The 11033-nt window shown below is 51.3% G+C and carries 11 protein-coding genes; 6 read left to right on the top strand and 5 right to left on the bottom strand.

Annotated elements, in window-relative coordinates; translation table 11 throughout:
• On the top strand, window positions 1-220 hold a 220-nt coding region (locus CHU32_RS28445), incomplete at its 5' end, for a hypothetical protein (protein WP_218113734.1).
• Window positions 221-447: 227 nt separating this feature from the next.
• On the opposite strand, the gene amyA is transcribed toward CHU32_RS28445, so the two are convergent.
• The 4 genes from amyA to fliD form a co-directional block, all read right to left on the bottom strand.
• Entirely contained in the window at window positions 448-1935 is a 1488-nt protein-coding gene (amyA, locus tag CHU32_RS14300; protein WP_103676181.1) for an alpha-amylase, read from the bottom strand.
• Between the two features lie 110 nt (window positions 1936-2045).
• Window positions 2046-2420 (bottom strand): flagella biosynthesis regulatory protein FliT, encoded by a 375-nt coding sequence (fliT, locus tag CHU32_RS14295; RefSeq protein WP_103676180.1) that lies wholly within the window; start codon window positions 2418-2420, stop codon window positions 2046-2048.
• Complete coding sequence (gene fliS / locus CHU32_RS14290; RefSeq protein ID WP_103676179.1) at window positions 2420-2830, bottom strand: flagellar export chaperone FliS; 411 nt, start codon at window positions 2828-2830, stop codon at window positions 2420-2422. Before fliS ends, fliT begins: the two co-directional genes overlap by 1 nt.
• Before the next feature lie 17 nt (window positions 2831-2847).
• Complete coding sequence (gene fliD / locus CHU32_RS14285; protein ID WP_103676178.1) at window positions 2848-4257, bottom strand: flagellar filament capping protein FliD; 1410 nt, start codon at window positions 4255-4257, stop codon at window positions 2848-2850.
• Window positions 4258-4524: 267 nt separating this feature from the next.
• On the opposite strand from fliD, the gene CHU32_RS14280 reads away from it, so the two are divergent.
• From CHU32_RS14280 to tcyJ, 4 genes are all read left to right on the top strand, one after another.
• Entirely contained in the window at window positions 4525-6201 is a 1677-nt protein-coding gene (locus CHU32_RS14280; protein WP_103676177.1) for a FliC/FljB family flagellin, read from the top strand.
• A gap of 164 nt (window positions 6202-6365) precedes the next feature.
• Window positions 6366-7085: an RNA polymerase sigma factor FliA gene (locus CHU32_RS14275; RefSeq protein WP_103676176.1), complete on the top strand. Its 720-nt coding sequence runs from the start codon at window positions 6366-6368 to the stop codon at window positions 7083-7085.
• A 63-nt stretch (window positions 7086-7148) separates the two neighbouring features.
• Window positions 7149-7700, top strand: a complete 552-nt coding sequence (gene fliZ, locus CHU32_RS14270; protein ID WP_103676175.1) for a flagella biosynthesis regulatory protein FliZ — start codon at window positions 7149-7151, stop codon at window positions 7698-7700.
• A gap of 86 nt (window positions 7701-7786) precedes the next feature.
• Window positions 7787-8587: a cystine ABC transporter substrate-binding protein gene (gene tcyJ, locus CHU32_RS14265; protein WP_103676200.1), complete on the top strand. Its 801-nt coding sequence runs from the start codon at window positions 7787-7789 to the stop codon at window positions 8585-8587.
• A 137-nt stretch (window positions 8588-8724) separates the two neighbouring features.
• On the opposite strand, the gene CHU32_RS14260 is transcribed toward tcyJ, so the two are convergent.
• Window positions 8725-9189 carry a GNAT family N-acetyltransferase gene (locus CHU32_RS14260; RefSeq protein ID WP_103676174.1) on the bottom strand — a complete coding sequence of 155 codons (465 nt, stop codon included), beginning with the start codon at window positions 9187-9189 and terminating at the stop codon, window positions 8725-8727.
• A gap of 127 nt (window positions 9190-9316) precedes the next feature.
• On the opposite strand from CHU32_RS14260, the gene pdxR reads away from it, so the two are divergent.
• The gene (gene pdxR / locus CHU32_RS14255) at window positions 9317-10792 is read left to right on the top strand and encodes a MocR-like pyridoxine biosynthesis transcription factor PdxR (protein ID WP_103676173.1); all 1476 of its coding nucleotides are present in this window, start codon (window positions 9317-9319) and stop codon (window positions 10790-10792) included.
• Window positions 10793-11033 lie beyond the last annotated feature (241 nt).

Genomic DNA, 11033 nt, shown 5'->3' with positions numbered 1-11033 from the left:
CGCCATCCGGCATCACAACCACACTATGGATGCTTTGGGCTACCTGCCCGGTGGCGCTGCGCTTACCGGGCCTACGGGGGGAGGTCCAGGCTGGATAGCAGGTAGGCCGGATAAGGCGAAGCCGCCATCCGGCATCACAACCACACTATGGATGCTTTGGGCTACCTGCCCGGTGGCGCTGCGCTTACCGGGCCTACGGGGGGCGGTCCAGGCTGGATAGCAGGTAGGCCGGATCAGGCGAAGTCGCCATCCGGCATCACAACCACATTATGGTCGCTTTGGGCTACTGACGTTGAAATGCCCGGGTACTGCGCTTACCGGGCCTGGAACAGCATGAACCGGGGCGGCATATGACCCTCAAGACCATGGACATTGCCGCGCCGCTCCCTCTCCCTCAGGGAGAGGGCTGGGGTGAGGGTGGTAAAACCGCTCACCCGCGTTCTTACGCTACAGCACGTCCTCCAGCACCCATACGCTGACGCTGCCGCCGTTGCACAGGAAAGTTGCCGTACCCTGTTCATCCGTTTCGACCACTTCCTCACGGTTGCCGAGGAAATCACGCCAGCGTTTGTTGCCGTAATTTTCTCCCAGTTCGATGGTCTTTTCACCGTCGTCGCCGTTGGACATGACCACCACGCATCCGGCGGCCTCATCGGTGCCGCTACGGCTGAAGGCAATACAGTTCGGGTGATCGAAATACAGCGTCTGAATACCATGAGCAAAACGCTGGCGGGCGATAATCAGCTCGCTTAGCTGTTCAATAACCGGCATTTCAATCTGATAAGTGTTACCGTCGCCACCGGTGTCTTCATAACTGGCACCGAAGAGATCAGGATAAAACACCGACGGCACGCCATTTTCTCGCAGCAGAATCAGCGCATAAGCCAGCGGTTTAAACCAGGCCTCGACCGGCGCTTCCAGCGCCTGAAGCGGCTGGGTATCGTGGTTTGCCACCAGTGTTACGGCATGGAACGGATCGGCTTCCACCAGCGTACCGGTGAAGATCTGCGTCATGTCATAATCACGGCCCTGAAGCGACGCCTCGTGGAATTTCATATGCAGCGGGGCGTCGAACAGCATGGTCTTGCCTTCAACCTGATCGATATAATGCTGTAATTTCTCAACCTCATGCGACCAGTATTCCGCCACAATAAATAGCGGTTTTGGTGCCACTTCCTGCACGTGATCGATCCACTCCTTATAAAACCACGCCGGAATATGTTTTACCGCGTCCAGACGAAAACCGTCGCACTGCGTCTCATCCATCACCCAGCGCGCCCAGTATTTAATTTCTTCGGTAACCGCATGGTTACGAAAATCAATGTTTTCGCCCATCAGATAATCGAAGTTACCGAGTTCATCATCAACCTGCTCGTTCCAGCCGTCGCCGGTATAGTCGTTGACGATTTTAAAAATCCCGTCCTCGTCCGGATTCTCGATATGGTCGATACCGCTGAAACACTTGTAATCCCAGACAAACTGCGAATACTTGCCCTCACGTGCCGGAAAGGTATAGCGCGTCCAGGCTTCACATTCGATGATTTCATCATCAATCTGCGTGCGGTCCTGTTCGTTAACACGCTGTACCTGAACAGACTCCTTTTCATCAGCCCCCATTTTATGATTCACCACGACATCGAGTAAGACGGCGATGTCGTTTTGTCGCAATGCGTTAATGGCGGACAGTAATTGCTGCTTATCGCCATATTTTGTCGCAACAGACCCTTTTTGATCGAACTCACCCAAATCGAAAAGATCGTAGCTATCGTAGCCAACCGAATACCCGCCCGATGCGGCTTTATAGGCCGGGGGCAGCCAAATCATATTGATACCAATATCGTTGAGTGTGGCGGCGCGCTCTTCTATCTCAGGCCAGAGTTTGCCACCGTCAGGGTAATACCAGTGAAAGCATTGCAACAACGTGGGGTTGCGCATACGTCATCTCCATGTAACCAGGTGTCACAAGTATGGGATATCCGTTTGAAAAGCGCCTGGCACGAGTCAGATTATTTTTCTCGCGCCATAAAGACCGGTGATAAGCAAAATTAATGACTGATGTCGAGATTGTCCTGCGGCACCAGCACATGGCCGCCCTGTCTGGAATAGGTATTGAGCACGGATTTCTGGATGGACGACTGTCCGACCAGCTTAGCCAGCTCATCCATCCTGATTTGCAAAAGCCGTTTTACTTCACTCTCGTTGTTCAAAATCGACCGCAGCAGGGGGCGAAGCTGCTCCTGCACGACGGAAGAGGGCGCAACCTGTTGCGTTAGCTGCGCCAGTTTTTGCACCGCACTGACATAATCCATTTCAGTCGCGATTAATTCCTCCCACAGTCCTTCGGTGGCAAGGCGCAGCATAACGTTACTCTTTTCAAGTAGCTGCTGATACGAGGTATACAGTTGCGGTGCGTGGTTCATTAGACAGGGTCCTGAATCAAATTAGGCGTAAGTAATGATTCCTTCCAGGCTTCTGCGATGTTGCGCAGCAGACCTTCAACCTCCTCGACGGCATTAACGTCATTGCGAAGATTCGCTTGCAGCAAGCGTCTCACCATGTAGGCATAAAGCGCCAACAAGTTTTGCGTTAACTCGTCACGGCTGTCCTCATCAAGGCCTACTTTCAGGCCGTTTTCAATGATGTTGATCGCCTTAGAAAGGGATAGTCCTTTCCCTTCCAGATTGTTGTCCTGCATAAATAAGCGTGCGCGCACTAACGCACTCAACGCGCCGTCAAACAGCATCGTCACCAGCTGCTGCTGGCTTGCGCTCATCACTGCGCTTTCCACTCCGATTTTTGCGTAGGTTTGCGTGCCTTTTGCGCCGTACATGACGTCTCCTGCATTAATTATTTTTTGCTGCTATCCGTAGACTCAAATTGTTGAGTCAGGTAGCTGCTGGTTGAGTTCAATGAGTTCATCAGGATATCGAGTTGGGTGAACTGTGCTTTATAGCGGGCGACCAGCGAATCAATACGCGTGCTGGCAGCGTTATATTGCTCGGTCAAGTGGTTGAGCGTTTTGCTCACGCCGTCTTTGGCCGCCTGAATAATGCCAGTTTTGGACAGCCAACTGGTGAGGTTGCTGCCGATGGCCGTCGTCACCCCAGTTTTTTTGCCGTCGCCAACAATCATATCTTTTACGCCGGAGGCGTCTTTTTTCAGCGCGGCTTCCAGCTTGTCATCATCCACTTCTAACTGTCCGGTGCTCGGGTCAGAAGTGATGCCAATTTGCGCCAGCGTTTTAATTGAGGTCGACCCCGAGGTATTGGTGAGCAAACCTTTCAACTGGGTCTGAATCGTGCGCAGGGTAGAGTCACCCAGCAGCGCGCCGTTGCTGGCGTTCTGGCTATCCGCACCGGCATCAACGGCGGTGTATTTTGTCAGGCTACTGAAGGTGTCCTGTAAGGCGTTATACGCCGTCACCCAGTCTTTAATCGCTGTTTCTGCTTTCGACGTATCTTTAGTGATGGTTAGCGTCTGATTACCCGTAGTGACGTCGGTCAGATTCAGGGTGATATCTTCCAGCGCGTTACTAATCGTGTTGCTGCTGTTAACGATTTTAACGTTGTTAACGTACAGTTCAGCGTCCTGGGCGGTGACGCTTTCTTTCATGCCCAGGCTACTGTCAGCACCGTCATAGCCTAAAAAATCCTGTAATGCGCTGTCGCCGCTGACGCTTAATTTCATGGCATTGTCAGCGCCCGTGTCGTCGGAGGTAATAGAAAGACGATACTCTCCGCCACCCACATTAATGATACTGGCGCTAACGCCCGCTTTTGCATTATTGATCGCGTCACGAATGCCCGTTAATGATGAATTCGCGGCGCTGATATCAATGGTCACCGGCTTTTTGTCGCCACCCTGCTGGATAGTGAGTTTACTGTCTGACGTCGCAATCGCAGATTTATTATCGAGCTGCGTTTGCTGGCTGGTCAGCGTTTGCGCCTGGGCCAGCTGCGTGACTTTAATGGTGTATTTACCGGCAATCGCGCTACCGGACGTGGTAGCCGTAAAGGCCGTACTGCTGCTGGTGGTTGAGGTCGCGGTAAATAAGTCTGCTTTACCCAGGGCGGTATTGGCGGTCTGGAATTTTTCCAGTGCACTGCTTAACGAGCCATAGGCGCTTAACTTGGCGGTATATGAGGTCTGCTGAGCCGAGATGGGTTTTAAGCCTGCTTTTTCTGCTGCTTCCAGACTGTCCAGAATGCTGCTCAGGTCCAGGCCCGACCCGACTCCCAGCGTTGAAATACTTGCCATAGTAATTCCTTAATGTACCGACACGTAGAACGAATACCGGTGTTATCGGCCTGAATGAAGCAAAGTTTATGCTTAATTGTCTTTATTTAATGGCAAGAATAAGGGGGATAGAAAAGGGTATTTCGGCGCTCAGGAAAAATATCGGCGGCACGAAAAAAAAGTCTAAAGGTTGTTGGCAACCAGACGATAACAGGTTTGACGGCGACGAAGCCGACGGGTGGAAACCCAACACGTTAATCGTAGACTTGATAAACAGGAAAATGAATCATGGCACAAGTCATTAATACCAACAGCCTCTCGCTGATCACTCAGAATAACATCAACAAAAACCAGTCTGCTCTGTCTACCTCCATCGAGCGTCTGTCTTCCGGTCTGCGTATCAACAGCGCGAAAGACGATGCCGCAGGTCAGGCGATTGCTAACCGCTTCACCTCTAACATCAAAGGCCTGACTCAGGCTGCGCGTAACGCCAACGACGGTATCTCTCTGGCGCAGACCACTGAAGGCGCTCTGTCTGAAATCAACAACAACTTACAGCGTGTGCGTGAACTGACCGTTCAGGCAACCACCGGGACTAACTCTTCTTCCGATCTGGACTCCATCCAGGACGAAATCAAATCCCGTCTGGACGAAATTGACCGCGTATCTGGCCAGACCCAGTTCAACGGCGTGAACGTACTGTCTAAAGACGGTTCTCTGAAAATCCAGATTGGTGCAAACGATGGTGAAACTATTTCTATCGATCTGCAGAAAATTGATTCTAATACGCTGAAACTTGGCAATTTTAACGTTAATGGTAAAGGCTCTGTTGCCAATACTGCCGCCAGCAAAGCCGATCTTGAAGCAGCAAAAATTGGCAATGCGGTAGGCAATGATTACACAGTATCCGCCGGGCTGAATAAGACTACTGCTTCTGACGTTCTTAATAGCCTGAAAGGAACCGATACTGTCCATGCCACCATTGCTAATGGCTTTGGGGCAGCAACTGATACAGCCTACACGTATAATGCGACAAACAAATCATTCTCATTTAATGCTTCTGGCGCTGGAGTCACGTCTTCATCTGTACAGTCGTATCTGACACCAAAAGCAGGTGACACCGCATCACTGAGCGTCACAGTGGGTACTACCTCTGTCGATGTTGTGCTTTCAAGTGATGGCAAAATCGCCGCAAAAGACGGTTCTGCCCTGTTCATTGATACTACTGGCAACCTTACCCAGAACAACTCTGGCGCAGTGACAGACGCAACCCTGGATGCGTTGACTAAAAACCATGCCGGTGCTGCCGCGGTTGAAACAACGATTACTGCAGCCGATGGCGCTAAGTTCACTCTGGCGGGTAGTGGCGACAGTGGTGTTACTGCTGGTGCCATCGATGTTGAAGATGCTGTGATGTCAGCTTCTGCGCTGCAAACCGCTGCGAAAACTACCGGTTTCACTGTAGGCACTGGCGCGAACGAAATTCAGGTTAGCAATGCGGGTGCTGTTACTAAAGGCGCGGCCAATGACCAGCTCTATACTGGCACTGACGGTGCTCTGACCACTGATAACACTAAACACCTGTTCCTGCAGGATGATGGTTCTGTTACTAACGGTAGCGGTAAAGCCGTTTATAAAAATGCTGAAGGTGCATTCACTACCGACGCTGCCACGACGTCAGCAGCAACGTCAGATCCGCTGAAAGCGCTGGACGATGCAATCGCCTCCGTCGACAAATTCCGTTCTTCCCTGGGTGCCGTGCAGAACCGTCTGGATTCCGCCGTTACCAACCTGAACAACACCACCACCAACCTGTCTGAAGCGCAGTCCCGTATTCAGGACGCCGACTATGCGACCGAAGTGTCGAACATGTCTAAAGCGCAGATCATCCAGCAGGCTGGTAACTCCGTGCTGTCCAAAGCTAACCAGGTACCGCAGCAGATCCTGTCTCTGCTGCAGGGCTAATCGCCTTTCTTACCTGTCAAACCCCGCTTCGGCGGGGTTTTTTTACTGCTCCGATCTGTCGTAATCCCTAAATAACCCCCCATTTCACCCACTATTCATCCGATTAAAAGCCCTCCAGAAACGGATAATCATGCCGATAACTCATTAACGCAGGGCTGTTTATCGTGACTTCACTCTATACCGCTGAAGGTGTAATGGATAAACACTCGCTATGGCAGCGTTATGTACCTCTGGTGCGTCATGAAGCATTGCGCCTTCAGGTGCGCTTGCCAGCGAGCGTGGAACTGGACGATCTGCTTCAGGCGGGTGGCATTGGGTTATTAAATGCCGTTGAACGATACGATGCTCTGCAAGGAACGGCATTTACAACTTACGCAGTGCAACGCATTCGCGGGGCGATGCTGGACGAATTGCGCAGTCGCGACTGGGTGCCGCGCAGCGTTCGCCGCAACGCGCGTGAAGTCGCGCAGGCAATGGGACAGCTGGAGCAACAGCTGGGACGTAACGCAACCGAAACCGAAGTTGCGCAGCATCTCGGCATTCCTGTTGAAGATTATCGCCAGATGCTGCTGGATACCAATAATAGTCAACTCTTCTCCTGGGATGAATGGCATGAAGAGCATGGCGACGGTATTGAGCTGGTATCGGACGACCATCAGCGGGAAAATCCGCTGCAACAATTGCTGGACAGCAACCTGCGCCAGCGCGTGATGGAGGCGATAGAAGCCTTACCGGAACGCGAACAGCTGGTGCTCACGCTGTACTATCAGGAAGAGCTGAACCTCAAAGAGATCGGCGCAGTTCTGGAAGTCGGCGAGTCGCGGGTCAGCCAGTTGCACAGTCAGGCGATTAAACGCCTGAGGAGCCGCCTGGGTAAGTTATAGGTTGGAGGTGAATTCACCGCCCCTGAAAAGTGCCGCACAACGCAATGACAACCAGGAGTTATCATGACGGTGCAGCAAGTAAAAAGACGGCCCCTAAGCCGCTACCTAAAAGACTTTAAACACAGCCAGACGCATTGCGCCCATTGCCACAAGCTGCTTGACCGCATCACGCTGGTCCGCCAGGGCGAAATCGTCAACAAAATCGCTATTTCCCGCCTCGATATGTTGATTGATGATGAGACCTGGCTGGTCGAGCAGCAAAAATGGGTCGCACTCTGCCGATTCTGCGGCGATCTGCACTGCAAAACGCAGAGCGACTATTTTGATATTATCGGCTTTAAGCAATATCTTTTTGAACACACCGAGATGAGTCACGGTACCGTGCGTGAATACGTCGTACGCCTGCGCCGTCTTGGTAATCATCTGACTGAGCAGAACGTCTCTCGCCGCTTGCTGGATGAAGGTTTCCCCGATGAAAATCTCGAACCCTGGCTGCCAACGACCAGCACGAATAACTACCGCATTGCCTTACGCAAGTATGTCCAGTTTCAGACGCGTCATGCGCTGGCCGACACACAGGACATCGCGCACGCCGAGGTTTGTGATATATATTAAAAGTGAATAAGTTGTAGCGCAAAGGTGCTGGCGATCCTGTGCTAACGCCTTACAATACAGTCAATTTTTCTCTGGTCGGGGCAATTATGAAACTAGCACTTCTGGGTCGTCAGGCGCTGATGGGCGTAATGGCAGTAGCATTAATGGCAGGCGTGAGCGCGAAAACCTTCGCCGATGAAGGTCTGCTGAACAAAGTGAAAGAGCGCGGCACGCTACTGGTAGGGCTGGAAGGCACCTATCCGCCGTTCAGTTTTCAGGGTGATGACGGCAAGCTGACCGGTTTTGAAGTCGAATTTGCCGAACAACTGGCCCAGCATCTGGGTGTGAAAGCCTCTCTCAAGCCCACCAAGTGGGACGGGATGTTGGCATCGCTGGATTCCAAACGTATTGATGTAGTGATTAACCAGGTCACCATCTCCGACGAGCGGAAAAAGAAATACGATTTCTCCACGCCGTACACCGTTTCCGGTATCCAGGCGCTGGTGAAAAAGGGCAATGAGGGCAATATTAAATCCGCCGCCGATCTGAAAGGTAAAAAGGTTGGCGTGGGTCTTGGCACCAACTATGAAGAGTGGCTGCGCCAGAACGTGCAGGGCGTGGATATTCGTACCTATGATGATGATCCGACTAAATATCAGGATCTGCGCGTAGGCCGTATTGATGCCATTCTGGTTGACCGCCTGGCAGCGCTGGATCTGGTTAAGAAAACCAATAATACGCTGGCGGTGGCGGGTGATGCGTTCTCTCGCCAGGAAGCGGGCGTCGCGGTGCGTAAAGGCAACGACGATCTGCTGAAAGCGGTGGATAACGCCATTGCGGATATGCAGAAAGACGGCAGCCTGAAGGCTCTGTCCGAGAAATGGTTTGGCGCGGACGTGACCAGGTAAATAACACCCACCGTCAACAAATCACTTGTGAAATTGACAACGTCCTGACAAGACGCCAGGACGTTGTCCCCCTCTTTTCCCCTAACTTACGACGTCACGTCAGTGGGTACTTGCGGCGGTTAAACAAACGCCGGTTATCACATCGGCATTTGGTACTCTATCATGCCGCTTTTTTTCGCTACCCAATCGTACAGGCGCTGCCCACGCAAATTGGTTTGATGAGTATGCCAGTACAGACGTGAGGCTTCATGGGCATGAGCCTGTTGTCTGACATAGTCAATGAGCTGTTTTCCGACCTGCTTACCACGGACATCTGGCCTGACAAAGAGATCTTCGAGATAACAGTAGTTTGTCGCAGCCCAGGTGGAGCGGTGAAACAGGTAATGTACAAACCCAATTATGTGATCATCGACCTTTGCTACAGCGCAAAACATAGGTTCACCAGCATCAAAAAAGCGGCCCCAGTTCAAACGCGTTATCGGTTCGGGAATGTCGACACCATAAAATTCCTGATAGCTTTTCCATAAGGGTATCCACTGTGCGTAATCCTCATTAATTGCCTGTTGAATAGTTACGTTCTTGATGTCACTGTCCATAATCATAATTTTCCTCACATTCATACGGTGACGGGTCAATTTCGGACGCCATAATAAACGCAGTTTTGGTATCTATTAAGGGACAGTTTTTATATATTTTTAGGGTCCACTTTTAAGCGTACCAGGGATGAAGATGTCCACTAAAAAAGCGATTGCCCCCTTTTTTCAGGATTTGCTCTTAAAAGATGGCATCATTAAGGATCAAGTGTACAGTGCGATTCGCAATGCCATTCTTGACGGAGTTCTGATGGCTGGCGCAAGAATACCGTCCAGCCGTGCACTGGCAGAGATGATGGCGATTTCTCGCAATTCCGTGATTGCTGGCCTTCACCGTCTGTTAGATGAAGGCTATCTCGAAACGCGTAAAGGTTCAGGCACCTTTGTGGCACAAAGCATTCCAGAGAGTGCGATTGGCGTATGTCAACCGGGTATTTCCCCTGAATCACGGCATTTTTCTACGGATCAACTGAACGCTGATATCACTGCAGTCAGCCCTTTATGGATAGAAAGTCAGAAAGATAATAAGAACCACCGTCTTTTCACCGTTGGGGTCGGCTGTACCGATCTGTTTCCTCATGCGCTGTGGGGACGACTACTTGGCCGGGTCTGGCGGCAATCAAAGCGGGAGCTTGGCCTGCATACACACCCCGGAGGGTATAAACCGCTACGGCGAGCTATCAGTGCTTATATTAAGACCACCCGAGGCGTTCATTGCCATGAAGACCAGGTCATCATTGTCAATGGCATCCAGCAGGCACTGAACATTACGGCGAAAGCACTACTTTCGCCTGGTAGCGAGGTATGGCTGGACGACCCGGGTTATAATGGAGCCCGAGGCGCATTTACTGCTGGTGGCGCTGTTGTCAGGCCCGTCCGGGTCGATACCGATGGCATAGATATTAACGACGGTATTGCGCATTATTCCACTCCCCGTCTGGTGTATACCGCCCCATCACATCAATTTCCGCTGGGTGGCACCCTCAGCCTTTCTCGGCGGCTTGCGTTACTGGAGTGGGCGCACGTCAATCAGACATGGATATTCGAAGATGATTACAATAGTGAGTTTCGCTACGCCACTCGCTCAGTGCAGGCTCTCCAGGGACTGGACAAATATAATCGGGTCATTTATTCAGGAACATTCTCTAAAATGATGTACCCGGAATTTCGGCTGGGTTTTTTAGTCGCGCCTGCAGGATTACAGGATTATTTACTGAACGCTAAATATATTTCCGATGTCTGCACCGGCTATCTCGAGCAGGCTGTGCTGGCCCGTTTTATCGAAGAAGGGCATTACGCCAGCCACGTACGGCGTATTCGTAAAAAATGCTATGAACGTAAGATGGCGCTCATTGCTGCCATTGATGAGTATTTAGCACACAAGATGATTGTCCATCCTTCGGACTCAGGTATTCATTTAGTCTGCTGGTTACAGAATGGATTAAAGGGAAAAGAGGTTGAAGCAAAAGCGCGCCAACATGGAATGGGAATACAATCGCTTGATCGCTATTGCCAACGACCTCCAGCGAAGGAAGGCATCCTGCTTGGTTTTGCGAATCATTCCCCGGATGTTCTGCGACAGGGTATCCGGCAACTTGCGCAAATAATTTAACTTAGGGTAGCACTGATTAACGAGAGGGTTATTTCTCCCCACGTTGATCGGGGATTGACGATGAAATAATGAATGACATAACGTGAATACCCGATGCCTCTTAGGTTTGTTTAAAACGCCTGTTTCAGAGAGGCTTTTGCTGGACGGTAATCCGCTATGGAAAGTGTAAATTATCAGCTATCTGCCTGATTCTCGCCCCATTTAACTGCGAAACAGTAGCAAACCGCAGGCGAAAGGGGGG

This window comes from Superficieibacter electus, assembly GCF_002915575.1.
GTDB classification, from domain to species: Bacteria; Pseudomonadota; Gammaproteobacteria; order Enterobacterales; family Enterobacteriaceae; genus Superficieibacter; species Superficieibacter electus.
This window is presented reverse-complemented; position numbering and strand designations above follow the sequence as displayed.

Excerpts from the sequence above, each read along its gene's own strand:
- CHU32_RS14260 (WP_103676174.1), bottom strand. The coding sequence starts at position 9,189 with ATGATTATGGACAGTGACATCAAGAACGTAACTATTCAACAGGCAATT.
- fliT (WP_103676180.1), bottom strand. The coding sequence starts at position 2,420 with ATGAACCACGCACCGCAACTGTATACCTCGTATCAGCAGCTACTTGAA.
- amyA (WP_103676181.1), bottom strand. The coding sequence starts at position 1,935 with ATGCGCAACCCCACGTTGTTGCAATGCTTTCACTGGTATTACCCTGAC.
- fliD (WP_103676178.1), bottom strand. The coding sequence starts at position 4,257 with ATGGCAAGTATTTCAACGCTGGGAGTCGGGTCGGGCCTGGACCTGAGC.
- fliZ (WP_103676175.1), top strand. The coding sequence starts at position 7,149 with ATGACGGTGCAGCAAGTAAAAAGACGGCCCCTAAGCCGCTACCTAAAA.
- pdxR (WP_103676173.1), top strand. The coding sequence starts at position 9,317 with ATGTCCACTAAAAAAGCGATTGCCCCCTTTTTTCAGGATTTGCTCTTA.
- CHU32_RS14280 (WP_103676177.1), top strand. The coding sequence starts at position 4,525 with ATGGCACAAGTCATTAATACCAACAGCCTCTCGCTGATCACTCAGAAT.
- tcyJ (WP_103676200.1), top strand. The coding sequence starts at position 7,787 with ATGAAACTAGCACTTCTGGGTCGTCAGGCGCTGATGGGCGTAATGGCA.
- fliS (WP_103676179.1), bottom strand. The coding sequence starts at position 2,830 with ATGTACGGCGCAAAAGGCACGCAAACCTACGCAAAAATCGGAGTGGAA.